Below are 23,674 nucleotides of genomic sequence, written 5' to 3'. Positions count from 1 at the left end.
CACAATTCAGCAACCGGGGCACCACGGCGATAAACTGGGCGGAGAAGTTACGCCGTCGCGCCGTTTGGTTGCTTGGCCCATAACCCCGATCCAGTGAGGGTGCGCGCATGAGTTTGCCCACTACAGAAGTCCACCCCGGACCGCAGCCACAGGAGCTGCCCGTCTCTGCCACCACCACGAAGCATCTTGTGGTGAAGAAGTTCGGCGGTTCCTCCGTGGCGGACGCGGAGGGCATTAAGCGCGTGGCCCGGCGGATCGTGGATGCCCAGAACGCCGGCGACGAGGTGGTCGTGGTTGTGTCTGCCATGGGCGACACCACCGATGAGCTCCTGGACCTCGCATCGCAGGTCACCGATTCTGCCCCGGCCCGGGAAATGGACATGCTCCTTTCCGCCGGGGAACGCATTTCCATGGCACTGCTCGCCATGGCCATCAACAAGTTCGGCGCCTCGGCCCAGTCCTTTACCGGCTCCCAGGCCGGCATGATCACCGACGGCATCCACGGCAAGGCCCGGATCATCGACGTCGACCCGCACCGCATCCGCACCGCCCTGGACAAGGGGCATGTTGCGATCGTCGCGGGATTCCAGGGCATGAGCCGGACCACCAACGAAGTTACGACCCTGGGCCGCGGCGGCTCGGACACGACGGCGGTGGCGCTGGCCGCCGCCCTCGACGCCGATGTGTGCGAGATCTATACCGACGTCGACGGGATCTACACCGCCGATCCTCGCGTTGTGCCGTCCGCCCGTAAGATTGACCGGATCTCCAGCGAGGAAATGCTCGAGCTCGCGGCGTCCGGCGCCAAGATCCTGCACCTGCGCTGCGTTGAATACGCGCGCCGTTTCGGTGTGCCCCTGCACGTCCGTTCCTCATTCAGTCAGAACGAAGGCACCTGGGTCCTGCCCGGCGCCGACGACAAGATCACAACGCAAGAGGGAGTCGCCTTGGAGCAGCCAATCATCTCCGGAGTTGCACACGACCGTTCCGAGGCCAAGGTCACCGTTGTGGGGGTTCCCGATATCCCCGGCAAGGCCGCCGCGATCTTCCAGGTCATCGCCGATGCGCACTCGAACATCGACATGATCGTCCAGAACGTCTCCACCCACGGCACCGGCCGGACCGACATTTCGTTCACGCTGCCGATCGTGGAAGGCGCCGACGCCCTGGCCGCCCTGCATGCCGCGCAGGACCGGATCGGCTTCGAGAGCATCGAGTACAACGAGAAGATCGGCAAGCTGTCGCTGATCGGAGCCGGCATGCGCTCCCACCCCGGCGTCTCGGCGCGGTTCTTCGCGGCACTTTCGGAGGCCGGGATCAACATCAACATGATTTCCACGTCGGAGATCCGGATTTCCGTCGTCACGCACGCGGACCTTCTGGACGACGCCGTGCGCGCGATTCACCGGGCCTTCGACCTGGACAGTGAAGACGAGGCCACGGTCTATGGCGGCACCGGCCGCTGAGCCGCCCCGCCTGGAGTAGCACCAAGGCTCAACCGGCAAAGGGAGCGGCGTCCGCCGCTCCCTTTGCCATGTCCGCTCTTTGTTGGGCCCCGCGCTTTTTATGTCCCCCGCGGGCCCAGGTTCAGATTTCCTCCTTGGGAAGGTCTTCCTTCCGGACCGCGTAGCGATGTCCCTGCGCGTCGGTCTCCACTTCGAAACCGGCAAGGTCCGTTTCGGAGGCGTGCTCGTAGTCGTCATTTTTGTGCACGACCGGCGCCGCGGTATCTCCCCGCGAGGCAGGGCCGAAAAGGAAGCGTGCCCAGGAGGACGGGTGCAGGTGCTGTCTCAGTGCAGCTTTTCTCAGAGCAAGTGCCACAATTCCCACCCCCTCTCCAGCCTTCGAGTCATGCGGAACGGCCAGTGCCCTCATTTTACGCCCGACGGCGGGAAAAGGAATGGCCGCCGACAGGTGGGAATCTCAGCCTGGGGCCAGGCCGGGTACACCTACCGCAGCGACTTGTCCCCCGGGTCGCGGGGCACGACATAGGTGCTGCCGTCGGGGCGGCGGAGTGTTTCCCACTGCAGGGTTTCGGCTTCGCGCTGGGCCAGCAACTGCCGGTTCTGCTCGGTCATCTCGTGCCCAAGGGCGCTGCGGTTGGCCGGTCCGAAAATCATGCGGAGCTTGCCCATCCTGTGCATGAACCTCTGGGAGGCGTTTGCGGTACTTTCCTCTGCCATCACTATCCACTCCTCTGAACGGGACGTCCCCTTCAGTGTACGCTAATGATTAGTGCACTAACTATCTAGGGAGGGCCCACATGACAGATGTGACCGAAGGAACCCAGGACGACCTCCTGTTGGAACACCAGCTCTGCTTCGCCCTCACTGTGGCCTCGCGCAGCGTGGTCGGCGCGTACAAACCCGTACTGGACAAGCTCGGACTGACCCATCCCCAGTACCTCGTGATGCTGTGCCTCTGGGAATCCAGCCCACGTTCCGTTCGCGACATCAGCGACGCCCTCGCCCAGGAACCGGCGACCATCTCGCCCCTCCTGCGCCGCCTGGAGACGGCCGGTTTCATCACCCGCCAACGTGTGCCCGGCGACGAACGGACCCTTGCCGTGGGCCTGACCCCGGAGGGCGCAGCGCTCCGGCAACAGGCCACGGCCGTGCCGGGAACCATGATGGACCGGCTGGGCCTGACCCGCGAACAGGTCACCCATCTACATGCCGCCATGATGGATCTGATTGCAGCCACGAACACCGTCCCCGGGGGCCCGCCCCGGCGGTAGACTGGGCGAAACACAGGAGGACAGCTAATGCGCAAGCAAGTGAGACACGCGGCCCTGGTTCTGATGGTGGCGGCCGGACTGGCAGCATGCTCACCAGGCGGCGGTCCCGCCCCCACAGCCAGCGCCCCCACTGGCACAGCGAGCCCGTCCGCGACGGGCACCCCGTCACCGGACACCGAAACCAAGACTCCTGCCCCCTCGCCGTCCGCCGCACCGGTAACCTCCGGACCCGGCCAAGGCAACGCCGAACTCGCGATCATGGTCAAGCCTTCCGAGACCGGCACCCCGGAGAACTACACGCTCGTGTGCGTAGACGGCGTCCCTTCAGCTGAAAGCCAGCATCCCGACGCTGCCGCCGCCTGCCTCGCCTTGAAGACCAACGCAGCGATCCTCAGCCCCGCGCCCCGGCCCACGGACCAGGCCTGCACCATGCAGTACGGCGGCCCGCAAGTGGCAACAGTGACCGGCGTCGTGGACGGCCAACCTGTCGAAGTTAACTTCAGCCTGCGCGACGGCTGCGAGATCGCCACCTGGAACGCCGCCAAGGATGTCCTTGGCACCACCGGCGGAGCTGTCTAAGCTGCAACACCTCCCGCAGGACGACTGGTCGACCCGCCAGGCCGCCCATCAGGCGCGCGTCCGGCGCTATGCCGACCCGTACCTCGCCCGGAGGTCGGCGGGCCAGAAACACCCGGTCGAGGACTTCCTCTTCACGTATTACACGCAGAAACCGGGCCAGCTGCTGCGCTGGCACGCAGGCGCCGGCGTCGTGCTCTCCGGTCCTGCCGCGGCAGAGCGCGCGGGCTGGAAATACTACCGCGTGCCCGACGACGGCGAACTCGCCGCCGCCGGGCTGCCCGCGGGCACCCCCGCCGCTACAGTCGACGTCGAAGCGTTCGCGCGGGACCGCCGGGACGCCCTGCAGTTCGCCGGGATCATCCTGGCCGGGACGGCGGCGAGGCCGGCCCAGTTCGGCTGCTTCGGGCTGCACGAATGGGCCATGGTCTACCGGCAGGACAAATTCGAGCTCCGGCACGAATACCTCCGGCTGCGGCTCGGCTCCGAACGGACCGATCAGGTGGTCGAGGACAACCGGATCCGCTGCTCGCACTTCGACGCCTTCCGCTTCTACACCCCGGACGCCGTCCCGCTGAACAGCCTGGAGCCGAGCCGGGAGAACCAACGGACCATGGAACAGCCGGGCTGCCTGCACGCCAACATGGACCTGTACAAGTGGGCCTACAAATTAGCGCCGCTGCTCCCCAGCGAGCTGGTGATGGACTGCTTCGAGCTCTCCTGGCGGATCCGGGCCATGGACATGCAGGCGTCCCCCTACGACTTGAACGCGTGGGGCTATCCCGCCATCCTGGTCGAGACCCCCGAAGGCAAAGCCGAGTACGTCGAGTACCAGCGGGCTTTTTCCGCCGAATCGCAGGAACTGCGGCAGCGTCTCCTGCGGGAGCTGTCGCCCGCGCTCCAGTTGACGGGCTCCGGCCGGAACCCTGCCCCCGATAGCAAGGAAGGACCGCTATGACAGCCGCTCACAACAGTCGCCGCCGCCACGAGATAGACCTGACCGTCCGCCTGACGGAGGCGCCGGAGGCCCCGGAATACGTCTTCCGGCTGGCGGCAAGCGGCGGTGCCCTCGCCGAGGAGTGCACGCTGCCGGATTCCGCGGCCGCCCTCGCGGCCGTGGAGCAGCACGGGGAGGACATCTTCTTCCCCAAGCCCGGTCCGCCGAAGATGTGCACCCAACAGTACGGAGGCCCGCAGGTGGCTGTGGTGACCGGCTGGTTCCTGGGCCGGGAGGTCGCCAGCCAGTTCAGCCGCACCGACGGCTGCGAGATTGCCCGGTGGCGTGCCATGGCGCCGTTACTGGGCGGCATTGCCGGTTCCACCGGAGCAATCTAAGACGACAGCCGCCAACTGGCGGCCCGGGACGTTAAACGGCAATGGCCGGCGGTGGGAGCCGCCGGCCATTGCCGTTGCTGTCAGGCTGGAACCGCGCCTAGATGGCGTTGTTGGGACCGGCAAGCTCCTCGTACTGGATCTTGCCCTTCTCCTGCTTCACCTTCTTGCCCTTTTCCTTCTTTTCTTTCTTGTCCTTCTTGCCGTCGTCGCCGCTGTCACCGGGACCGTTGTTGCTGTCCTGGTCCTCGGATGTCGGCGGAACGACGACTGCGCCAGACGAATTGACCAGCACGCTGACGAACGTCGGCTCACTGGCACCGGCGAAGGTCACCCGGCCGATGTACGAACCGGCCGCCAGGTTCTTCCAGTTCATCGTGACGACGCCGGACTTGCCGTTGGCGAGCCGCAGCGGGCTGGGCGTCAGAGTCGCATTTCCGACGTTGGCGCCCAGGACAGCCGCATCAACGCTTGCCTTGGTGGCCTGGCCGTTGGGGCTGTCGTACAGGTGCACGAAGATCCGGTAGGTTCCCGGGGCCGGGTTGGGGATGGAGAGTGACTCGCTCGCGGACGAGGTTGCCACCTGGATCAGCTGGTTGGCCGGGTTTACCACGTACATGTCGTAGTCGGCGTTCGGGTCCGCGGAGTAGACCGAGAGCTTGGCCAGCGGGCTGCCCGCCGGAACCTTGACATCCTTGGCGAAGTTCGAGGCATTGGTTGCCCCCAGGACTCCCGGGCCGGGAACCAGTTCAATGGCGGAGGAGTCCGCCTTGGACAGGCCGTCGAGGGTCATGTTGATCGGGTTGTTGGTGCCGGAGACAACCTTAAGGTCGCCGGAGCCGGTGCCGCCCGCGGAGGTGAAGGCAACATCATTGGACGTGACCACCGACTGCGGGCGGACCGCGATCGGGGACATGACGTTCTTGTTGGCACCCTGCCAGGTCAGCGAACCCATGGCGAACTTGCCCAGGGCTGCATTCTGGTTTTCGAACGACACCTTGAACGTCTTCTTCTCACCGGCCGCGCCGAAGGTCAGGATGGACGGGGTCACGGTGACCTTGACGCCCGGGACGTCGGTCTTGACCCGGTACGTGCCCGGCGTCAGTGCCGTCAGGGTGCGGGTGACCTCGATCTTGCCGGTCAGGTTGCCCAGCGAGAAGGACGGGACGTTCATGTCGCGGGCCTTCGTGGAGCCGAGCTCCGGAATGCCGAGATCGATTCCGGTGCCCTGGATGAACTTCAGGTAGTCGTCGCTGTTGGCGTCGTAGACCAGGCCCGGATCCAGCACGCGGGCCGGGTCGACCTGGCCGGCGCCGGTGGCGAGGACATCGGTGTTCTTGCTGCCGTCGGCATTCTTGACATCACCAGCGGTGGTCATCATCGCGGACTTGACCGTCGCCGGGGACCAGTTCGGGTTCTTGCCCAGGATCAGGGCGCCGAAGCCGGCCACATGGGGCGCGGCCATGGAGGTGCCGGACATGAATCCGAAGTTGTCCCCGCCCGTGCCGATCGGCGATACGCCGGCCAGGACTGCCACGCCGGGAGCGGAAACGTCGGGCTTCAGCAGGTCGGATCCGGTGGCCAGCAGCGGGCCGCGGGAAGAGAATCCTGCGATCTGCGGCTGGGCTTCAAGCGGCAGGCCGGTGGTGTCCTTGTTGACCAGGGACACGGTGATGGCCGGGTTGGCCGTGACCTTGGCCTTGATGGTCTCGGTTGCCGGCGGGTTCACGTGGACGGTGGGGACGGCGTGCTTGTCGGTGTCCAGCGAGGAGTTGCTGAGGTTCACAAGGATCATGCCGACGCCGCCGCCACGCTTGACCTCGGCGCTCTTGGCCACGCGGTCAAAGACGCCGCGGTCACAAACCACAACCTTGCCGGCGACCTTCGCGGGGTCCAGCGTGTCCGGGCCGCAGAGGGCCGCATTTGCGTTTCCGGCCGTGATGGCCGCATTGGCAGCCAGCACGACGCCGGCACCCTTGACTTCGCGGTTCATGATGCTGGCGCCGCGGAACTTGCTGCCGTCGGAGAATTCAACGGTGCCCTGCAGCTCCTGGGAGAAGCTGCTGGCGGCGACCGTGGTGACCCACGGTGCGCCGTGGTTGACGGTGCTGGCGGTGGGGCCGGAGTTGCCGGCCGAGGCCGCGACGAAGATTCCGGCGGAGGCCGCGGACAGGAACGCCATGGCGACCGGATCCGTGGTGGTGGTCGTGGAGCCGGAGATCGAGTAGTTCAGGACATCGACGCCGTCGTAGATGGCCTGGTCGATTGCGGCAACCGACGAGGAGCTGTAGCAGCCGCCGGTGTTCGGATCGGTATCTTCCCAGCAGACCTTGTAGACAGCCAGCTTGGCCGCGGGGGCGATGCCGCTCGTGAGGCCGAAGCTGCGGCCGTCAACGAAGGTCTCGACATTGGCGTTGCCGACAGCGGTGCTGCCCGTGTGCGTGCCGTGGCTGGCGACGTCGACCGGCGAGATCTTCTCGATCGGGGAGCGCTTGTCCGGGGTCACGTACTTGAGGAAGTCATCGGCGAAGTAGTGCGCAGCCAGGACCTTGGAGTTGCAGGCGGAGCCGTCGAAATCGGCGCCCGTGCCTTCGCCCTTCTGGCACTCACCGACGAACGTGTCGCCGTCGGACTTGAGCATTGCGATCTTGCCGTCGTCGGTGCGGTAGGGCACGCCCACGACAGGGTCGCCGACGAGGGGCTGGACCTGGTTGCCGGCGAAGAAGGGGCTGGAGGGGGTGTAGCCGGTGTCGATGACGCCGACAACGACTCCCTTGCCGGCGGCATCCTGGCCGCCGAACTTCGTGTTCCAGGTGCCGTTGGGGCCGCTGAGCTTCAGGAAGTCGGTGCTGGAGTAGTCCGGAGCGTTTTCCGCGTCAGGGGCAACGACCAGCACGCCGGGGTTCTTGGCCAGTTTGATGGCCTGATCGGCCGTCAGGTTCGCGCTGAAGCCGTTGACGGCCGCGGTGAACTGTCGCTTCATCTGGACGTTCTGCTGGCCGGCAACTTCTGCCTGCTTGTTTTCGAGGTGTGTCTCGTACTTCTTGACTTCGGCCTTGTTCGTGTCGAGCTTCTTGCCCGACTGCGGCTTCGTTGCCGCGAGGCCGGGTGTCCCGCCGTCGTAGGTGGCCGCCGGCTTCTCAGCCAGGACGATAATGTAACGGCCGTCCTTGTAGCTGTTGGGATCCAGATTCTTCTGGGCAACCGCCGCAGGGGCGGAGCCATGTGCCGGGGCCGCGGTGGCGGGCGAGATCGCAACTGTTGACAAGAGCACCGGCAAGCCCAGGGTCAGTGCCACGGCCCTCCGGAGTCCCCCGCTTCGAAGGAAGCTCTTTCCTGGTGTATTCACGTGTGGTTGAACCTTTCATAAGGAACGGTCCCGACGTTGCTGCCGGGTCAAAGGACTGGCGGGACAGAAATAGCTGAGACTCTCAGGGCCCCGACGGATACCAGCCGATTCATACAGTACAGACTGAGAGCTAGATATGACATAGAACACAAAGAGGAAATCAAAATTTGTCATGCAATTCGACAAAACCCCCGCGGTTGACGGCCGAAAGCGGGCGGCGAAGCCCCGTGGAGTCCCCCGCACATATCCCCACGGCCACCCCCAGACGGCCGGGGCCCCTCGGGCCGCCGGCTGCTGCCGCTTACTGCCGCTTACTGCCGGGGCGTCCGGACAACTTCGCTGATCCAGGCGCGGGTCTTCTCATCGACCGGCCCGGCCACGTTACTTTCCCGGGCCTTGCGGTCCGCTTTAATCTTCTGCAGGACCATCCGCCCGAGACCCGCGAAGACGGCGGCGGCAACAACGGGCAACAGCACGGATTTCGATTTCTCAGACATACGCACATGCTACTGACGGGGCACCGGGGTGGCCATAGCGTCGTCGCAGGTCACACCCCGCGCCAGGCCCGTCCGCCGGGGATTCCTCCCGGCCTGCGGCCCCCGGCATCGGGGCGGGCACCGTTCACACTCCCGGCCGAATGCGGCCGGACGCACCGCGGCCGGTAGAATGGGGATGCAAGCTCGCGGAGCGCCCTTTCACGCTGTATTCACCACACTGTCCTCACACACAGCGGACCGGCGTGAGACGGCACCCTCCGCTGCGCCCTTACCCAATGCTCACGCACAGGAGTTGCCGGATGCCCCGGATCGTTGTCGACGTTATGCCCAAGCCCGAAATTCTCGACCCGCAGGGGAAGGCCATCGTGGGAGCACTCCCCCGGCTGGGCTTCACCGCTTTCAGCGCGGTCCGTCAGGGAAAGCGTTTTGAACTCACGGTCGACGGCGAGGTGACCGAGGAAATCCTGGCCCAGGCCCGGAACGCCGCAGAGACCCTGCTGTCCAACCCGGTCATCGAGGACGTCGTCAACGTCGAGGTCGTCGAGGCCTGAAATGACTGAACTCCCCCTGATCGGCGAGGCCATCGCCGTCGCGGCGCACCCGCAGCTCGCTGGTGCCAAGATCGGCGTCGTCACCTTCCCCGGCACCCTGGACGACCGCGACGCCGTCCGTGCCGTCCGCCTGGCCGGCGCCACTCCCGTGGCCCTCTGGCACGCAGACACCACCCTCGGTGACGTCGACGCCGTCGTCATTCCCGGCGGTTTTTCCTACGGCGATTACCTCCGCGCCGGCGCCATCTCCCGGTTCGCGCCGCTGATGTCCAGGATCATCGACGCCGCCAACTCGGACGCCATGCTGCCAGTCCTGGGCATCTGCAACGGCTTCCAGATCCTCACCGAATCGCACCTGCTCCCCGGCTCGATGATCAAGAACGACCACCTGAAGTTCATGTGCCGTGACCAGGTCCTGCGTGTGGAGAACAACTCCACCGCCTGGACCGGGGACTACGCCGCCGGCCAGGAAATCACCGTGCCGCTGAAGAACCAGGACGGCCAGTACATCGCGGACGAGAAGACCCTGGACGCCCTCGAGGCGGAGGGCCGTGTGGTGTTCCGCTACGTCGGCTGGAACCCGAACGGCTCGCGCCGCGACATCGCCGGCATCTCCAACGCCGCGGGCAACGTGGTGGGCCTCATGCCGCACCCGGAGCACGCCGTGGAGGCCGGGTTCGGCCCCGAAGAGGGCTCCGGCACCGAGGGCCTCGGCTTCTTCACCTCTGTACTGAACAAAATCGTGGGAGACAACAAATGACGGAGACGTCGACCGGCCGGACGGCAGGCACCGCCACCGAGACCAAGAAGTTCAATATCGACACCGTCGAGAACGCGGCCAAGACCCCGGACGTGGAGCTCCCCTGGGCCGAGCTGGGCCTGAAGCAGAACGAGTTCGACGAGGTCGTCAAGGTCCTGGGCCGCCGCCCGACCGGCGCCGAGCTCGCCATGTACTCCGTGATGTGGAGCGAGCACTGCTCCTACAAATCCTCCAAGAACCACCTGCGCCAGTTCGGCGACAAGGTGACGGACGAGATGAAGAAGGACATGCTCGTGGGCATCGGCGAAAACGCCGGTGTCACCAACCTGGGCGACGGCTGGGCCGTGACGTTCAAGATCGAGTCCCACAACTCGCCGTCGTTCGTTGAGCCCTACCAGGGCGCCGCGACCGGCATCGGCGGCATTGTCCGCGACATCATCTCCATGGGCGCCCGCCCGGTGGCCGTGATGGATCCGCTGCGTTTCGGCGCCATTGATCACCCGGACACGGCCCGCGTTATGCACGGCGCCGTGGCCGGGATCGGCGGCTACGGGAACTCCCTGGGCCTGCCGAACATCGGCGGCGAGATGGTCTTCGACGCGGTGTACCAGGGCAACCCGCTGGTCAACGCCCTGGCCGTCGGCGTCATGCGGCACGAGGACATCCGGCTCGCCAACGCCTCCGGCAAGGGCAACAAGGTGGTGCTTTTCGGCGCCCGCACCGGCGGCGACGGCATCGGTGGCGCCTCCGTGCTGGCCTCGGAATCATTCGACGCCACCAAACCGTCCAAGCGCCCCGCCGTCCAGGTGGGCGACCCCTTCGCCGAGAAGGTCCTGATCGAGTGCTGCCTTGAGCTGTTCAAGAGCTCGCTGGTTGAGGGCATCCAGGACCTCGGCGCCGCAGGCATCTCCTGCGCCACGTCCGAGCTCGCCTCCAATGGCGACGGCGGCATGGAAGTCGAACTGACCTCCGTCCTGCTGCGCGACCCCACCCTGACCCCTGGCGAAATCCTGATGTCGGAGTCGCAGGAACGCATGATGGCCGTCGTCACCCCCGAGAACATCGCCGCGTTTGAAGCGGTCATGGACAAGTGGGCCGTGGAGTACTCCTGGCTGGGCGAGGTGACCGACACCGGCCGCCTCATCATCACGTGGGAAGGCGAAGTCATCGTCGACGTCGACCCGCGCACCGTGGCGCACGACGGCCCGGTCTACGACCGCCCGTACGCCCGCCCCGAGTGGCAAGACGCAGTCCAGGCCGACTCGTTCACCGGCTCCGTGCAGGACGCCGGCCGCCCCTCCGCCCCCGCGGACCTGGCCGCCGCGATCACCGAGCTCGTGGCCTCGCCGAACATGTGCAGCAAGTCCTGGATCACCAACCAGTACGACCGCTACGTCGGCGGCAACACGGCCATGGCGTTCCCGGACGACGCCGGCGTGGTCCGGGTGGACGAGGAAACCGGCCTGGGCGTGGCCCTGGCCACCGACGCCAACGGCCGCTACACCTACCTCGATCCGTACCACGGCGCGCAGCTGGCCCTGGCCGAGGCGTACCGCAACGTCGCCACCTCCGGCGCCGTGCCGATGGCCGTCAGCGACTGCCTGAACTTCGGCTCCCCCGAGGATCCCGACGTCATGTGGCAGCTCGCCGAAGCCATCCGCGGCCTGTCTGACGCCTGCATGGTCCTGGGAATCCCGGTCACCGGCGGCAACGTCTCGCTGTACAACCAGACCGGCACCACCCCCATCCACCCCTCCCCCGTCGTGGCCGTCCTCGGCAAGTTCGACGACGTCGCGCGCCGCACGCCGTCGGGCTGGAAGGAAGACGGCCAAGCCATCTACCTGCTGGGCACGACGGCGGCGGAACTGGACGGTTCGGAATGGTCCAACATGCGCGGACACCTCGGCGGGCTGCCGCCCAAGGTTGACCTCGCGGCCGAACGCGAACTGGGAGAGATCCTGATCAACGCCTCCCGCGACGGCATGGTGGACGCCGCCCACGACCTCTCCGAAGGCGGCCTCGCGGCGGCCCTCGTGGAGTCATCGCTGCGCTACGGCGTCGGTGCCCGGATCGCCCTGCAGGACGTCCTGGACCGCGACGGCGTGGACCTGTTTACGGCACTGTTCTCCGAGACGCAGGGCCGCGCCATCGTGGCCGTGCCCCGCTCCGAGGAGATCCGCTTCAAGGACATGTGCACCGCGCGCGGCTTCGCACACATCCGGATCGGCGTGGTGGACGCCGAGGGCGGCACGCTGGAGATCAACGGCGTCGAGACCATGAACCTCGAGTCGCTCCGCGAAGCCCACGAGGCCACCCTGCCGAAGTACTTCGGCTAGCGTCCCACCACCGCTCGAAGCAACGCGGGGTCACTTACCGCCCATAAATCCCCTCGGGATGGGCGCTAAGTGACCCCGCGTTCTTAATCGTCGCTGCGGAGTTCTCGCTGGCGGGCGCTGAGCAGTTCCAGTTCCGGCCGCGCCGCCACGAAGCGTTCGACGGCGGTGAGCACCTCCACGAGGTGTGCCCGGTCGGCTGCGACCAGGCCCACGCCAATCAGGGCGCGCCGGTACTGGTCCTGGAGGCCGGCCTCGGCAACGGAGACGTCGAAGCGGCGTTTGAGCTCGGCCAGCACCGGGCGCACCACGGAGCGCTTCTCCTTGAGGCTGTGAACGTCGCCCAGAAGGATGTCGAATTCGATCCATCCGATCCACATGCCCTAAGCCTATCCACGGGGTTAGATGGTGAGTTCGCCCATCCGGTCCCAGCCGTCGCCGTCGAACTGGCGGCTGATGATCCGGGGTGTCTCCAGCAGGGCCTGGGGCATGTCCGCCATGGCCTGCTTGAAGTGGGCGCTGTTGACGTGGTCCCCGGCGGCGTCGTCCTGGAAGGCCTCGACCAGGACGAACTCGTTGGGGTCCTCCACACTGCGGGACCAGTCGAACCAGAGGTTGCCGGGCTCCCGGCGGGTGGCCTGGGTGAAGTCCTCCACGAGGCCGAGCCAGCGTTCTGACCAGTCGGGCTTGACCTTGAATTTGACGACGATGAAGATCACGGGAAGGGCCTTTCGGTGCGGGGGACGGGGTTCCATTCTTGCAGGAGGGTCAGCAGGCCTGGATCGCTTCCCGCGCCAGTTCCTGCTGCCGCGGGGTGCCGACGCGTTCGGCCCACTGCTCCGCGAGCTGGAATTCGACCATCGCCTCCGTGCAGCGGCCTGCGTCGTGAAGGGTCCAGCCCAGGTTGTTGTGCAGGGCCACGAGCCACCGCTTGGTCCGCTCGTCGTGCACAGTGGAGGCGTACTCCAGGGCGCTGCGAGTCCAGGTTTCGGCGTGGGCTGAGTCGGCGATGGCCAGCATGTGCAGGGCATCCACGGCCAGGAATTCCTCGCCCAGATGGTCCGCGAGTTCGGCGGCCTGTTCAAAAAGCGGCACGGCCATTTCCGCGTGGCCGCTGGAGTTCAGCACCCGCCCGCGTTCAAGGAGCACCCGGACGGCCACGGTGGGCTCGTCGCCGTCGACCGCGTCCAGCAGGGCGTCGGCTTCCTCGTACCGGCCCTGCAGCCCGATGGCCCGCCCCAGCTGGGTGGTGAGTTCGGCCCGTTCGTCGGCGTCGTAGCGGTCCTCGGATACTGCCGCGCGGAAGCGGGCTTCCGAAACGGCGGGGTCATCGAAGTTCCATAGTTGGTCAAGGGTCTGTTGATTCAGCATTGTGCCTGCTCTCAGTCCACACCTGCGGCCAGTTCCTGTGCACTCCTAATGTATCGGGAAGTGATGTGGCCCCGAGCCCGCTTCGTCAGGGCGCCGCCCGCCGCGTAGAACCAGTTGGACGGCCCGCCGAAGGCCGTGATGCGGATCAGGACCCGGCCCGTCGCATCGATGGAAACCTCGAACGCTTCCTCACCGCGGACCGGATGCCCGGGGAGGGTCCCATAGCCGAACCCGGCGGACTGCGGGGCGCCGCCTGGCACCGGACGGCGGACCCAGACGACCTCGCAGGGAGCGTTGAGCCGGAACGGCCCGACGCCGAAGCCGCTCACCACGCGCGTGCCGGGGACCACGACGTCGGACTCCGCGCTGACCCGCAGCCCTGCGCGTTTCTGCAGCTGCCAGGTCAGCAGGCCCTGGACCACGCGGCGATACGTGGCCATGCCCTCGCCGACAAAGGCGTGGGTGACCAGGCAGTCGGCGTCTGCGGGAGGCGGGCCATGCTCGGTGGACCCGATCCCTTCATAGTTCAGCTCCCCGGCCGCGATCCGCGCGTTCACCCTTGGCCGCCGGCAAGCCGCGCCCAGCCCAGCTGTTCCTGTTGGCGCCGGCTCAGCGTAGCCACCACGAGGTCGTACGAGTCCTCGACCATGTCCCGCACCATCGAATCGGGCAGGGACCCGTCCAGGCGGACTCCGTTCCAATGTTTTTTGTTCATGTGCCACGCCCCGGTGATTTCCGGGTGGGCGGCGCGCAGCTGCTCGGCCAGGGCAGGCTCGCATTTCAGGCTCACGGCGAAATCGTGGTGGTCCATCGCGGACAGTGCGAACATCTTGGCTGCGTGGCCGGCACTGCCGGAAACTGCGGCCCGCACCTTGAAGACGGACGTCTCCGGTCCGAACGGAAAATCCTCGAAGGCGCCGGGAAAGCCAAGGCAAATTCCCCGGAGTGCAGCTACATCCATGGTCCGAGCCTACTGGCCGGCCCGGACATTTTGCAGGGCTCGTCCTGCTCCAACGGAGGAGCCGTCAGAGGCCGAAGCGCCTGGCGTCCTGCGCCGGGCAGGCGTTCATAATGACATCGAGGCCGGCGGCCTTCGCGCGGGCGGCCGCCGCTTCATCGATGACACCCAGCTGCATCCAGACCGCCTTCGCGCCGACGGCAATCGCCTGATCCACCACGGCCCCCACTTTCTGGGAATTCACAAAACAGTCGACGACGTCGATCGGCTGCTTCTCAGCCGGGATATCGGCCAGGGTGGCGTAGCCGGTCTCCCCGTGCACGGGATCAGCGGGCAGATTCACCGGGATGATCTCCATCCCGAGCCGGTCCCGGATGAACAGGGACGTATCGTAGGCGGCACGCCATTGATTCGTGGACAGGCCGACAATGGCCCACCGCCCCTTGGTGCGCATGAGTTTTTCCAGGACTGCCGGATCGTTGACGTGGGCCATGTGGACAGCCTACCGCCGCGCTTCCGGCCGGCCGGCAAGAGACGGCACGCGGCCCGCCGCGGCATTTCTCCGAACTCAGACCCCCGGTGGAGATCCAATTTCGAACAAGTGACTGGCGTCTGCTCCAAGGGGAGGACAAGTCCGAATATTACGCAGAAAAACCTTCCCATTTGGGAAAAAGTGCCGATTCCGATTTAGTGGGGAACGACCATCCCGAGCGGCCGAGAGACCTGGATCGATGAAGCCGCAGCAACCCTGGTCGCCGTCATCCCTCCCTGGATACCGGCGATAGCAAGGTATGGAGCCAAGGGAACCACCGGACTGACCACCCGGATCAAAGGCTCATTCCGTAGGGTGCTACTGCCAGGACCGATGGAGTATTCCTATGACTGCTGTCCTGTCCTCCTCCGCGGCCGCGGCGTCCCCGAACGCCCCTGCCGGAGCCGCCACCCGCACACCGGCCCTGCCGGTTGCCTTCCGTTCCCTGCGCCGGGCCTTCGGTAACGGAGCAGACGCCCACACCGTCCTGCGCGACGTTGACTTCGAGATCCGTGCCGGCGAGGTTCTGGCCATTCTCGGCACCTCCGGCTGTGGCAAGTCCACGCTGCTCCGGGCCACCGCCGGGCTGGACTCCCCCAGTGCCGGCAGCGTTGATATCAATGGCACGCCCGTCCAGGGGATCGACTCCCGCTGCGCCTTCGCCTTCCAGGAACCGCGCCTCCTGCCGTGGCACACCCTGCGGGCCAATATCGCGATCGGGCTGCCCAAGGGAGTCAGTGCCAGGGACGGCAAGGCAAAAGTGGCCCGGTTACTCGACCTCGTGGGGCTGACCGACTTCGCCGGGCACCGTCCCCGCGAAGTCTCGGGAGGCATGGCACAGCGCGCCTCCCTGGCCAGGGCACTCGCGCGCAACCCCGGCGTCCTGCTCCTCGATGAACCGTTCGGCGCGCTGGACGCGCTGACGCGGATCAAGATGCAGGACCTGCTGCTGGACATTCACCGCGCCGAACCCACCACGGTGCTGCTGGTGACCCACGACGTCGACGAGGCTCTCCAGCTTGCCGACCGCATCATCGTCCTGGGCAAGGAGGCCGACGCCGGTGCGGATTCAGCCGCCGCGTTGCCCGGGGCGACGATCGTCCGCACTGTGAGCGTGCCCGGCGAGCGCCCCCGGGACCGCGGTTCCGTGGAACTCGCCCGGTTGCGGGCGTCGCTCCTGGAGACTCTCGGCGTCGACGGCCATTAGCCGTTACGCCGGCCGGGTCCCAGCATTCCCCAGCCATGAACGCCGCAGCCGCGGCTGCACTCGCCCGCCTTTCCACCCGCCACGCCCGTCCGCCGTTCGCGTCCATCGCTTCATTCCTTAGAGGAGTTCCATGTCATTCGCCCGCAAATCCACCCGCCGGTCCGTCATCGGTGCCGCCGCCGTCTCCGCCGTCCTCGTCCTCACGGGCTGCGTCGCAGGTGAGGGTTCAGGCGGGCAGGCCGCGGCAAGCGCCGGCGTCGAGAGCGGCAAGCTCAACATCGACTTCGCCACGTACAACCCGCTGAGCCTGGTCATCAAAAAGAAGGGCTGGCTTGAAGCCGCCCTGAAGGATCAGGGCGTCACCGTCAATTGGGTCCAGTCCGCCGGATCCAACAAGGCCAATGAGGCGCTGCGCTCCGGCGCTATCGACGTCGGCTCCACGGCCGGTTCCGCGGCACTGCTGGCCCGCGCCAACGGTTCCCCGATCAAGACCATCGACATCTACTCCCAGCCGGAATGGGCGGCGCTGGTGGCGAAAGAGTCCTCCGGCATCACCACCGTGGCTGACCTCAAGGGCAAGTCGGTGGCCGCGACTAAAGGAACGGACCCGTACTTCTTCCTGCTTCAGTCGCTCTCCGAAGCCGGGATCTCCGCCACGGACGTCACAGTGCAGAACCTGCAGCACGCCGACGGCCGTGCCGCGCTGGAAAACGGCTCGGTGGATGCCTGGTCCGGGCTGGACCCGATCATGGCCGGTGCGGAGCAGAAGGGTGCCAAGCTCTTCTACCGGAACCTCTCCTTCAACACCTATGGCTTCCTGAACGCCACGGAATCCTTTCTGAAGGACAAGCCGAAGCTGGCGCAGGCCGTCGTCAACGCCTACGAGAAGGCCCGTGCGTGGGCCGCGGCCAACCCGGACGAGACTGCGCAGATCCTCGCCGAAGCTGCTGGCCTGGACCTCGCCGTCGCGAAGACCGTGGTGCTGGAGCGCAGCAACCTGGACGTCGACCCGGCACCGGGCGAGGCGCAGCGAAAGGTCCTGGAGACGATCGGCCCCACGTTTGTGGAGACCGGCGACGTCAAGAGCCAGCAGCAGATCGACGACGCCGTCGCCTCCCTTCTTGATGACTCGCTGGTGAAGAAGGCGGATGCGTCCGCCATCAAGGATTCCTGATGACACAGCTCGGAAATCCCTACCTCACCGGCAACAGTGTTGCGGACGGGCGCGCTGCAGCCGTCCCCGCAACTCCGGCAGACGCCGCCCAGCCGAACTCCCCCGTTATGGGTGGAGGCGGCTCCCCGGCGAACGGATGGTCCCCCGCCGGGATCCTGGCCAACGGCTGGGCGCGTCTGCTCCTCGGATTGATCATTCCCGCTGCGGTGCTGGCCGCCTGGCAGCTATCCACGGCCGCCGGGGTGTTCAGCGTGGTCCAGCTCCCGCCGCCGGCCATGGTGCTGGAGGCCGGACTCGACCTCCTGCAGCGGGGGCAGCTCGGCCAGCACATCGCAATCTCCACCCAGCGTGTGCTGATCGGCTTCGCCGCCGGAGCAGCGCTGGGGCTGGTTCTCGGATCCCTGGTGGGCCTGTCCCGGTTTGCCGACGCCCTGCTCGCGCCGACGGTCGGCGCCCTCCGCGCGGTACCGTCCCTGGCCTGGGTGCCGCTGCTCATACTCTGGATGAAGATCGGCGAGGATTCCAAGATCACGCTGATCCTGATCGGCGCCTTCTTCCCCGTGTTCACCACCGTCTCCTTGGCGCTGCGCCACGTGGACCGGAACCTGGTGGAAGCCGCGCGCGCGTTCGGACTCAAGGGCGTCAAGCTGCTGACTACGGTGCAGCTTCCGGCCGTGGTGCCGGCCGTCTTCTCCGGCCTCCGGCTCGCTCTGGCCCAGGCGTGGCTGTTCCTCGTAGCCGCGGAGCTCATCGCCTCCTCGATGGGACTCGGGTTCCTGCTCACTGATTCGCAGAACAACGGCCGCACGGACCGGCTCCTGCTGGCCATCGTGCTGCTCGCCGTGATCGGAAAAATCACCGACGCCCTCCTGGGCCTGGCCGAGAAATGGGCGGTGAAACGATGGGCGTAGCCATCCAGACCGTCCCGGCCAACGTCCCGGCCACCGAGGAGGAGCGCCTCGCATTCTGGGAGGAGGCCGCGCTCCGCCTCGACTGGGAGGACGTGCCCGGGCAGGACAAACCGTGGAGCACCACGCACCGCCGTGTCCCGGCCGACGTCGGCGCCGGCATCGGCCCGGACATCACCTGGTTTGAGGGCGGAAAGCTCAACGTTGCCTACAACTGCGTCGACCGCCATGTAGCGGCGGGACGCGGGGACAAGGTGGCCCTGCACTTCGAGGGCGAGCCCGGCGACCGCCGCACCATCAGCTACGCCGACCTGCAGCGCGAGGTGTCCAAGGCAGCCAACGCCCTGCTGAACCTCGGCATCACGAAGGGCGACCGGGTGGTTATCTACCTGCCGGTCATCCCCGAAACCGTGATCATCACGCTCGCCGTTGCCCGCATCGGCGCCATCCACTCGCTGGTCTTCGGCGGCTTCTCCGCCGAGGCGCTCAAGTTCCGGGTCGAGGATACCGGCGCCAAGCTCCTGGTCACCACCGACGGCCAGTTCCGCCGCGGCACCGCCGTGCCGGTCAAGGACAACGCGGATGCCGCCGTGTCCGGGGACAACGCCATCGAGCACGTTTTGGTGGTCAACCGGACCACTCCGGCCAACGAACTCGGCACGGTCCCGATGACCGCAGGCCGCGACGTCTGGTGGCATGACGCCGTCGGGACCGCCTCCGAGGTCCACAACGCCGAAGCGTTCGACGCCGAGACGCCCCTGTTCATCATGTACACCTCCGGCACCACCGGGAAGCCCAAGGGCCTGGTCCACACCTCCGGTGGCTACCTGACGCAGGCGTCCTGGAGCTTCGAGCACCTCTTCAGCAACCCGGATCCGGCGCTCCGCGACCGGGACGTCCACTGGTGCACGGCGGACCTCGCCTGGGTCACCGCGCACACCTACGAGCTCTACGGCCCCCTCTCCAACGGCGCCACCCAGGTGATCTTCGAGGGCACGCCCAACACTCCGCACCCGGGCCGGCATTTCGAGATCATCGAACGCTACGGCGTGACGCAGTACTACACCGCGCCCACCCTGGTCCGCTCGCTGATGGGCTGGTTCCCGGACGGAGTCCCGGCCACGTACGACCTCTCCTCCATCCGCCTGCTCGGCACCGTCGGCGAGGCCGTGAACCCGGAGGCCTGGCGCTGGCTGCGGGCGAACGTCGGAGCCGGCACCGCCCCGGTGGTGGACACCTGGTGGCAGTCTGAAACCGGCGCCACCATCCTCTCCCCTTCCCCGACCGACACCGAGTTCAAGCCGGGTTGCGCGGCCCGGCCACTGCCCGGCGTCGGTACCCGGATTGTGGACGAGGCCGGCAACACGGTCCCGCCCGGCGTCCAGGGCTTCATCGTGGTGGACGCCCCCGGCCCTGCCATTGCCCGCACCGTCTGGGGCAACCCGCAGCGCTACTTCGACTCCTACTGGCGCCAGTACGCGGAGCAGGGCTGGTTCCTCGCCGGCGACGGCGCCAAGTACGACGACGACGGCGACATCTGGATCCTCGGGCGCGTGGATGACACCCTCAACGTTTCGGGACACCTGCTCTCCACGATCGAGATCGAATCGGCCCTCGTCTCCCACCCGGACGTCGTGGAGGCCGGCGTGTGCCCGGTCGCGGACCCCAAGACCGGCCACGCGATCGTCGCGTTCGTTGTGCTGAAGGATTCGGCGGCTACTGCGGACACCGCGGGCGAACTCCGCAACCACGTCGCGAAGGCGATCGGGCCGATCGCCAAGCCGCGCGACGTCGTCGTCGTTCCCGATGTGCCGAAGACACGCAGCGGAAAGATCATGCGCCGGCTGCTGACCCAGCTGTTCGAAGGAACAACACTGGGCGACACCACCTCCCTGCAGAACGAGCCGTGTATCGCCGGCATCCAGACCGTCCTGGACGCGCGCAAGGACAACCAAGAAATACCCCGAAGTAAGGAACTCTCATGACCGACATCAGCAGCGTTGCCCGGCTTTCAGAACCGCTCAAGTTCGCCTATTGGGTTCCGAATGTTTCCGGCGGCCTGGTGGTTTCCACCATCGAACAGCGCACCGGCTGGGACTTCGACTACAACAAGAAGCTCGCCAGGATCGCGGAAAACTCCGGCTTTGAATACGCCCTCACCCAGACGCGCTACGCCGCCTCCTACGGCGCGGACAAGCAGCACGAGGCCACCTCGTTCAGCCTCGCGCTGCTGGCCGCCACCGAGCGGCTCAAGGTAATTTCGGCTGTTCACCCGGGCATGTGGCACCCCGGCGTGCTGGCGAAGTTCATCATCACCGCGGACCACATCTCCAACGGCCGTGCCGCCGTGAACATCGTCTCCGGCTGGCTCAAGGACGAGTTCACCAACTTCGGCCTCGAATGGCTCGAGCACGACGAGCGCTACGTCCGTACCGAGGAATTCATCAAGGTCCTCCGCGGGCTCTGGACCGAGCAGGACTACAGCCAGTCCGGCAAGTACTACAACATCAACAACTTCACCCTGCAGCCTGCCCCGGTGGACGTGCCGGGCCGGGCGCACCCGGAGATCTTCTTCGGCGGCAACTCCACCGCGGCGCAGGCCACCGCCGGCCGCGTGGCCGACTGGTACTTCTCCAACGGCAAGGACCTCGAAGGCTTCAAGGAGAACATCGCCGGTGTTGTGGCCGCGTCCGGCGAGACCAAGCGTGGCACCGCTGGCGCCCTCCCCGCCCCCAGGTTCGGGTTGAACGGCTTCGTCATCGCCCGCGATTCCGAGAAGGAAGCCCGCGACACCCTCCGTGAGGTCGTCGAGAAGGCGCACAAGCCCGCGGTCGAGGGTTTCCGCGCCGCGGTCCAGGAGGCCGGCGCTTCGACCAAGGACGGCAAGGGCATGTGGGCCGACTCGAGCTTCGAGGACCTGGTCCAGTACAACGACGGTTTCAAGACCCAGCTGATCGGCACCCCGGAGCAGATCGCCGAGCGGATTGTAGAGTACAAGAAGATCGGCGTGAACCTGTTCCTCACCGGCTACCTGCACTTCCAGGAGGAAGTTGCAGCGTTCGGCCAGGACATCCTGCCGATCGTCCGCGAACTCGAAGCGGACCTGGCCCGCAAACACGGCACCGAGCTGCTCCCCACCCCGGCAACCAAGATTGAGGTAAACGCATAATGGCTGACCGTAAGTTCGGTTTCCGCACCCGCGCGCTGCACGCCGGCGGCACGCCCGACGCCGAGCACGGCGCCCGTGCCGTGCCGATTTACCAGACAACGTCCTTCGTATTCAAGGACACCCAGGACGCCGCCAACCTCTTCGCGTTGCAGAAGTATGGCAACATCTACTCCCGGATCGGCAACCCCACGGTAGCCGCGTTCGAGGAGCGCATCGCCTCCCTCGAGGGCGGCATCGGCGCGGTGGCCACGTCCTCGGGCATGGCCGCGGAGTTCATCACGTTCGCCGCGCTCACCCAGGCCGGCGACCACATCGTCGCGGCCTCCCAGCTGTACGGCGGCACGGTGACCCAGCTGGACGTCACGCTGCGCCGCTTCGGCGTGGACACCACGTTCGTTCCCGGCACCGACCCCGCCGACTACGCCGCAGCGGTCCGGGAAAACACCAAAGCGATCTTCGTCGAGGTGGTGGCCAACCCGTCCTCGGAAGTCCAGGATCTTGAGGGGCTGGCGAAAGTGGCGCACGACGCCGGCATCCCCCTCGTCGTCGACGCCACCTTGAGCACGCCGTACCTCGTGCGGCCGATCGAGCACGGGGCGGACATTGTGATCCACTCCGCCACCAAGTTCCTCGGCGGGCACGGCACCACCCTCGGCGGCGTGATCGTCGAGAGCGGCCGCTTCAACTGGGGCAACGGCAAGTTCCCCACCATGACCGAACCGGTGGCCTCCTATGGCAACGTCTCCTGGTGGGGCAACTTCGGCGAGTACGGCTTCCTCACCAAGCTCCGCTGCGAGCAGCTGCGCGACATCGGCCCCGCACTGTCCCCGCAGTCGGCCTTCCAGCTGCTGCAGGGCGTCGAGACCCTCCCGCAGCGCCTCGACGAGCATCTGAAGAACGCGAAGGCCGTGGCCGAGTGGCTCGAGGCGGACGAGCGCGTCGCCTACGTGAACTTCTCCGGCTTGCCCTCGCACCCGCACTTCGAGCGGGCGCAGAAGTACTTGCCGCTGGGCCCGGGCTCGGTCTTCTCCTTCGGTGTGAAGGGCGGCCGTGCCGCAGGCCAGAAGTTCATCGAGTCACTGCAGCTGGCTTCGCATCTGGCCAACGTCGGCGACTCACGCACCCTCGTGATCCACCCCGGCTCCACCACCCACCAGCAGCTCAGCCCCGAACAGCTCGAGTCCGCCGGAGTCCCCGAGGACCTGGTCCGCATCTCGATCGGTCTCGAAGACATCGAGGACATTCTCTGGGACCTCGACCAGGCGCTGGACGCCGCCTCGCTGGAGACCTTGGACCCCGACGCGGAGGCACTCCCGGTCGGGTCGGACGAAGCAGCCGCCTGCACGATCGGAGCAAACGCATGAGCAGCGAAGAAACCAGGACCTGGACCGGCCCGTCGGCGCCGGAGCGGCTGAACCTGCTGCGGCAGGCGAAGTCCATCGCGATTGTGGGAGCCTCTGACAAGCCGTCCCGCGCCAGCTACTTCGTGGCGACCTACCTGCAGTCCTCTACGCGCTACAAGGTGTACTTTGTGAACCCGGTGGTCAAGGAGATCCTGGGCGAGCCGACGTACGCCTCGCTCGCTGACCTGCCGGAGAGCCCGGACATCGTGGACGTGTTCCGCAAGCACGACGACCTGCCGGGCGTCCTGGACGAGGCCGTCGCGGCCGGAGCCAAGACGCTCTGGCTGCAGCTCGGTTCGTGGCATGAAGATGTCGCGAAGGAGGCCGAAGCCGCCGGGCTCGACGTCGTGATGGACCGCTGCGTGAAAATTGAGCATGCCCGGTTCCACGGCGGCCTGCACCTGGCCGGCTTCGACACCGGCGTCATTTCGTCCAAGCGGCAGGTCCTGGCCTAAGGCTTCCGCGCGCCGCTGCTATCCCTCGCGGTCCCCGGAGGCAGTTTCCCGGGACCGCGAAGGAATAGGGGCGGCGTCGTCGAAATCTGCGCCCTCCGCCGGGTCCTCGGAATGGACCCGGATCTCCGACACGTCAGCGGTCGGATCCCCCTCGGCCGGAGCCTCGCTGTGGCGGCGTTCGGCTGGATCGGGCGTTTCGCTCATCTCGGGTCCTTTCGCGTGGCGGCCCCAGCCGTTCCCCCAAGCTGCTGCTCGGTGTTTTCATTGGGGGCAACGATTTGCCGGGAGTCCTGCTTCTCTCATCGTGACTTGGAGATGATCCACGGTCAAGATCTCCCGGAACCGGGACAGTCGGCCGGCCG

At 66.8% G+C, this 23,674-nt stretch carries 26 protein-coding genes; 15 read left to right on the top strand and 11 right to left on the bottom strand.

Annotation, left to right across the window (positions count from 1 at the left end):
* Positions 1–107 precede the first annotated feature (107 nt).
* A complete protein-coding gene (locus AC1DC5_RS17510; RefSeq protein WP_441405691.1) occupies positions 108–1,466 on the top strand; it encodes an aspartate kinase in 1,359 nt (452 codons plus the stop codon).
* A gap of 121 nt (positions 1,467–1,587) precedes the next feature.
* Here the strand turns inward: AC1DC5_RS17510 and AC1DC5_RS17505 are convergent, their stop codons facing one another.
* Positions 1,588–1,713: a hypothetical protein gene (locus AC1DC5_RS17505; RefSeq protein ID WP_441405692.1), complete on the bottom strand. Its 126-nt coding sequence runs from the start codon at positions 1,711–1,713 to the stop codon at positions 1,588–1,590.
* Between the two features lie 236 nt (positions 1,714–1,949).
* The gene (locus AC1DC5_RS17500; RefSeq protein WP_441405693.1) at positions 1,950–2,183 is read right to left on the bottom strand and encodes a hypothetical protein; all 234 of its coding nucleotides are present in this window, start codon (positions 2,181–2,183) and stop codon (positions 1,950–1,952) included.
* An 80-nt stretch (positions 2,184–2,263) separates the two neighbouring features.
* Between AC1DC5_RS17500 and AC1DC5_RS17495 the strand changes: the two genes are divergently transcribed.
* From AC1DC5_RS17495 to AC1DC5_RS17480, 4 genes are read left to right on the top strand one after another with little or no spacing between them, the layout of a single operon-like run.
* Complete coding sequence (locus tag AC1DC5_RS17495; RefSeq protein ID WP_441405694.1) at positions 2,264–2,737, top strand: MarR family winged helix-turn-helix transcriptional regulator; 474 nt, start codon at positions 2,264–2,266, stop codon at positions 2,735–2,737.
* Positions 2,738–2,764: 27 nt separating this feature from the next.
* Positions 2,765–3,316 carry an SSI family serine proteinase inhibitor gene (locus AC1DC5_RS17490; protein ID WP_476865999.1) on the top strand — a complete coding sequence of 184 codons (552 nt, stop codon included), beginning with the start codon at positions 2,765–2,767 and terminating at the stop codon, positions 3,314–3,316.
* A complete protein-coding gene (locus AC1DC5_RS17485; RefSeq protein WP_476865998.1) occupies positions 3,285–4,271 on the top strand; it encodes a 3-methyladenine DNA glycosylase in 987 nt (328 codons plus the stop codon). The genes AC1DC5_RS17490 and AC1DC5_RS17485 overlap by 32 nt, the downstream gene beginning before the upstream one ends.
* Complete coding sequence (locus tag AC1DC5_RS17480; protein ID WP_476865997.1) at positions 4,268–4,648, top strand: serine protease inhibitor; 381 nt, start codon at positions 4,268–4,270, stop codon at positions 4,646–4,648. The genes AC1DC5_RS17485 and AC1DC5_RS17480 overlap by 4 nt, the downstream gene beginning before the upstream one ends.
* Before the next feature lie 97 nt (positions 4,649–4,745).
* On the opposite strand, the gene AC1DC5_RS17475 is transcribed toward AC1DC5_RS17480, so the two are convergent.
* Both AC1DC5_RS17475 and AC1DC5_RS17470 read right to left on the bottom strand, forming a co-directional pair.
* Complete coding sequence (locus tag AC1DC5_RS17475; RefSeq protein WP_476865996.1) at positions 4,746–7,943, bottom strand: S8 family serine peptidase; 3,198 nt, start codon at positions 7,941–7,943, stop codon at positions 4,746–4,748.
* Between the two features lie 362 nt (positions 7,944–8,305).
* Positions 8,306–8,491, bottom strand: coding sequence for a hypothetical protein (locus tag AC1DC5_RS17470; protein ID WP_441405699.1), 186 nt, complete (start codon positions 8,489–8,491; stop codon positions 8,306–8,308).
* A gap of 299 nt (positions 8,492–8,790) precedes the next feature.
* On the opposite strand from AC1DC5_RS17470, the gene purS reads away from it, so the two are divergent.
* From purS to purL, 3 genes are read left to right on the top strand one after another with little or no spacing between them, the layout of a single operon-like run.
* Entirely contained in the window at positions 8,791–9,042 is a 252-nt protein-coding gene (purS, locus tag AC1DC5_RS17465; protein WP_056427643.1) for a phosphoribosylformylglycinamidine synthase subunit PurS, read from the top strand.
* Position 9,043: 1 nt separating this feature from the next.
* On the top strand, positions 9,044–9,802 hold the full coding sequence (gene purQ / locus AC1DC5_RS17460) for a phosphoribosylformylglycinamidine synthase subunit PurQ (protein ID WP_476865995.1): 759 nt from the start codon (positions 9,044–9,046) through the stop codon (positions 9,800–9,802).
* Entirely contained in the window at positions 9,799–12,138 is a 2,340-nt protein-coding gene (gene purL, locus AC1DC5_RS17455; protein WP_476865994.1) for a phosphoribosylformylglycinamidine synthase subunit PurL, read from the top strand. The genes purQ and purL overlap by 4 nt, the downstream gene beginning before the upstream one ends.
* Before the next feature lie 83 nt (positions 12,139–12,221).
* On the opposite strand, the gene AC1DC5_RS17450 is transcribed toward purL, so the two are convergent.
* The 6 genes from AC1DC5_RS17450 to AC1DC5_RS17425 all read right to left on the bottom strand — a co-directional run bounded on the left by AC1DC5_RS17450 (position 12,222) and on the right by AC1DC5_RS17425 (position 14,957).
* On the bottom strand, positions 12,222–12,515 hold the full coding sequence (locus AC1DC5_RS17450; protein WP_476865993.1) for a DUF503 domain-containing protein: 294 nt from the start codon (positions 12,513–12,515) through the stop codon (positions 12,222–12,224).
* 21 nt (positions 12,516–12,536) lie between these two features.
* Complete coding sequence (locus tag AC1DC5_RS17445) at positions 12,537–12,854, bottom strand: putative quinol monooxygenase (RefSeq protein WP_476865992.1); 318 nt, start codon at positions 12,852–12,854, stop codon at positions 12,537–12,539.
* Between the two features lie 49 nt (positions 12,855–12,903).
* Positions 12,904–13,506, bottom strand: a complete 603-nt coding sequence (locus AC1DC5_RS17440) for a hypothetical protein (RefSeq protein WP_476865991.1) — start codon at positions 13,504–13,506, stop codon at positions 12,904–12,906.
* Positions 13,507–13,517: 11 nt separating this feature from the next.
* Positions 13,518–14,063 carry a DUF1990 family protein gene (locus AC1DC5_RS17435; protein WP_476865990.1) on the bottom strand — a complete coding sequence of 182 codons (546 nt, stop codon included), beginning with the start codon at positions 14,061–14,063 and terminating at the stop codon, positions 13,518–13,520.
* On the bottom strand, positions 14,060–14,467 hold the full coding sequence (locus AC1DC5_RS17430) for an MmcQ/YjbR family DNA-binding protein (RefSeq protein ID WP_476865989.1): 408 nt from the start codon (positions 14,465–14,467) through the stop codon (positions 14,060–14,062). The genes AC1DC5_RS17435 and AC1DC5_RS17430 overlap by 4 nt, the downstream gene beginning before the upstream one ends.
* Before the next feature lie 64 nt (positions 14,468–14,531).
* Complete coding sequence (locus tag AC1DC5_RS17425; RefSeq protein ID WP_476865988.1) at positions 14,532–14,957, bottom strand: CoA-binding protein; 426 nt, start codon at positions 14,955–14,957, stop codon at positions 14,532–14,534.
* Between the two features lie 385 nt (positions 14,958–15,342).
* Here AC1DC5_RS17425 and AC1DC5_RS17420 point away from each other — a divergent pair, with 385 nt between their 5' ends.
* From AC1DC5_RS17420 to AC1DC5_RS17390, 7 genes are all read left to right on the top strand, one after another.
* Complete coding sequence (locus AC1DC5_RS17420) at positions 15,343–16,203, top strand: ABC transporter ATP-binding protein (protein ID WP_476865987.1); 861 nt, start codon at positions 15,343–15,345, stop codon at positions 16,201–16,203.
* 130 nt (positions 16,204–16,333) lie between these two features.
* Positions 16,334–17,377: an aliphatic sulfonate ABC transporter substrate-binding protein gene (locus AC1DC5_RS17415; RefSeq protein ID WP_476865986.1), complete on the top strand. Its 1,044-nt coding sequence runs from the start codon at positions 16,334–16,336 to the stop codon at positions 17,375–17,377.
* On the top strand, positions 17,377–18,288 hold the full coding sequence (locus AC1DC5_RS17410) for an ABC transporter permease (protein ID WP_476865985.1): 912 nt from the start codon (positions 17,377–17,379) through the stop codon (positions 18,286–18,288). The genes AC1DC5_RS17415 and AC1DC5_RS17410 overlap by 1 nt, the downstream gene beginning before the upstream one ends.
* Positions 18,279–20,270 (top strand): acetate--CoA ligase, encoded by a 1,992-nt coding sequence (gene acs, locus AC1DC5_RS17405; protein ID WP_476865984.1) that lies wholly within the window; start codon positions 18,279–18,281, stop codon positions 20,268–20,270. Before AC1DC5_RS17410 ends, acs begins: the two co-directional genes overlap by 10 nt.
* Positions 20,267–21,454, top strand: a complete 1,188-nt coding sequence (sfnG, locus tag AC1DC5_RS17400; RefSeq protein WP_476865983.1) for a dimethylsulfone monooxygenase SfnG — start codon at positions 20,267–20,269, stop codon at positions 21,452–21,454. The genes acs and sfnG overlap by 4 nt, the downstream gene beginning before the upstream one ends.
* On the top strand, positions 21,454–22,818 hold the full coding sequence (locus tag AC1DC5_RS17395; RefSeq protein ID WP_476865982.1) for an O-acetylhomoserine aminocarboxypropyltransferase/cysteine synthase family protein: 1,365 nt from the start codon (positions 21,454–21,456) through the stop codon (positions 22,816–22,818). Before sfnG ends, AC1DC5_RS17395 begins: the two co-directional genes overlap by 1 nt.
* Positions 22,815–23,312: a CoA-binding protein gene (locus AC1DC5_RS17390; RefSeq protein WP_441406990.1), complete on the top strand. Its 498-nt coding sequence runs from the start codon at positions 22,815–22,817 to the stop codon at positions 23,310–23,312. The genes AC1DC5_RS17395 and AC1DC5_RS17390 overlap by 4 nt, the downstream gene beginning before the upstream one ends.
* An 18-nt stretch (positions 23,313–23,330) precedes the next feature.
* Here AC1DC5_RS17390 and AC1DC5_RS17385 read toward each other — a convergent pair whose 3' ends face one another.
* On the bottom strand, positions 23,331–23,516 hold the full coding sequence (locus AC1DC5_RS17385) for a hypothetical protein (RefSeq protein WP_476865981.1): 186 nt from the start codon (positions 23,514–23,516) through the stop codon (positions 23,331–23,333).
* Positions 23,517–23,674: the final 158 nt, after the last annotated feature.

This window comes from Arthrobacter sp. 10L424, from assembly GCF_056395325.1.
The sequence above is the reverse complement of the archived record's forward strand: the minus strand, read 5'-3'. Positions and strand labels throughout refer to the sequence as shown.

Coding starts and splice junctions, on each gene's coding strand:
- AC1DC5_RS17510 (WP_441405691.1), top strand. CDS start 108: ATGAGTTTGCCCACTACAGAAGTCCACCCCGGACCGCAGCCACAGGAG.
- AC1DC5_RS17500 (WP_441405693.1), bottom strand. CDS start 2,183: ATGGCAGAGGAAAGTACCGCAAACGCCTCCCAGAGGTTCATGCACAGG.
- AC1DC5_RS17495 (WP_441405694.1), top strand. CDS start 2,264: ATGACAGATGTGACCGAAGGAACCCAGGACGACCTCCTGTTGGAACAC.
- AC1DC5_RS17490 (WP_476865999.1), top strand. CDS start 2,765: ATGCGCAAGCAAGTGAGACACGCGGCCCTGGTTCTGATGGTGGCGGCC.
- AC1DC5_RS17485 (WP_476865998.1), top strand. CDS start 3,285: ATGTCCTTGGCACCACCGGCGGAGCTGTCTAAGCTGCAACACCTCCCG.
- AC1DC5_RS17480 (WP_476865997.1), top strand. CDS start 4,268: ATGACAGCCGCTCACAACAGTCGCCGCCGCCACGAGATAGACCTGACC.
- AC1DC5_RS17470 (WP_441405699.1), bottom strand. CDS start 8,491: ATGTCTGAGAAATCGAAATCCGTGCTGTTGCCCGTTGTTGCCGCCGCC.
- purS (WP_056427643.1), top strand. CDS start 8,791: ATGCCCCGGATCGTTGTCGACGTTATGCCCAAGCCCGAAATTCTCGAC.
- purQ (WP_476865995.1), top strand. CDS start 9,044: ATGACTGAACTCCCCCTGATCGGCGAGGCCATCGCCGTCGCGGCGCAC.
- purL (WP_476865994.1), top strand. CDS start 9,799: ATGACGGAGACGTCGACCGGCCGGACGGCAGGCACCGCCACCGAGACC.
- AC1DC5_RS17450 (WP_476865993.1), bottom strand. CDS start 12,515: ATGTGGATCGGATGGATCGAATTCGACATCCTTCTGGGCGACGTTCAC.
- AC1DC5_RS17440 (WP_476865991.1), bottom strand. CDS start 13,506: ATGCTGAATCAACAGACCCTTGACCAACTATGGAACTTCGATGACCCC.
- AC1DC5_RS17430 (WP_476865989.1), bottom strand. CDS start 14,467: ATGGATGTAGCTGCACTCCGGGGAATTTGCCTTGGCTTTCCCGGCGCC.
- AC1DC5_RS17425 (WP_476865988.1), bottom strand. CDS start 14,957: ATGGCCCACGTCAACGATCCGGCAGTCCTGGAAAAACTCATGCGCACC.
- AC1DC5_RS17420 (WP_476865987.1), top strand. CDS start 15,343: ATGACTGCTGTCCTGTCCTCCTCCGCGGCCGCGGCGTCCCCGAACGCC.
- AC1DC5_RS17415 (WP_476865986.1), top strand. CDS start 16,334: ATGTCATTCGCCCGCAAATCCACCCGCCGGTCCGTCATCGGTGCCGCC.
- AC1DC5_RS17410 (WP_476865985.1), top strand. CDS start 17,377: ATGACACAGCTCGGAAATCCCTACCTCACCGGCAACAGTGTTGCGGAC.
- acs (WP_476865984.1), top strand. CDS start 18,279: ATGGGCGTAGCCATCCAGACCGTCCCGGCCAACGTCCCGGCCACCGAG.
- sfnG (WP_476865983.1), top strand. CDS start 20,267: ATGACCGACATCAGCAGCGTTGCCCGGCTTTCAGAACCGCTCAAGTTC.
- AC1DC5_RS17395 (WP_476865982.1), top strand. CDS start 21,454: ATGGCTGACCGTAAGTTCGGTTTCCGCACCCGCGCGCTGCACGCCGGC.
- AC1DC5_RS17390 (WP_441406990.1), top strand. CDS start 22,815: ATGAGCAGCGAAGAAACCAGGACCTGGACCGGCCCGTCGGCGCCGGAG.
- AC1DC5_RS17385 (WP_476865981.1), bottom strand. CDS start 23,516: ATGAGCGAAACGCCCGATCCAGCCGAACGCCGCCACAGCGAGGCTCCG.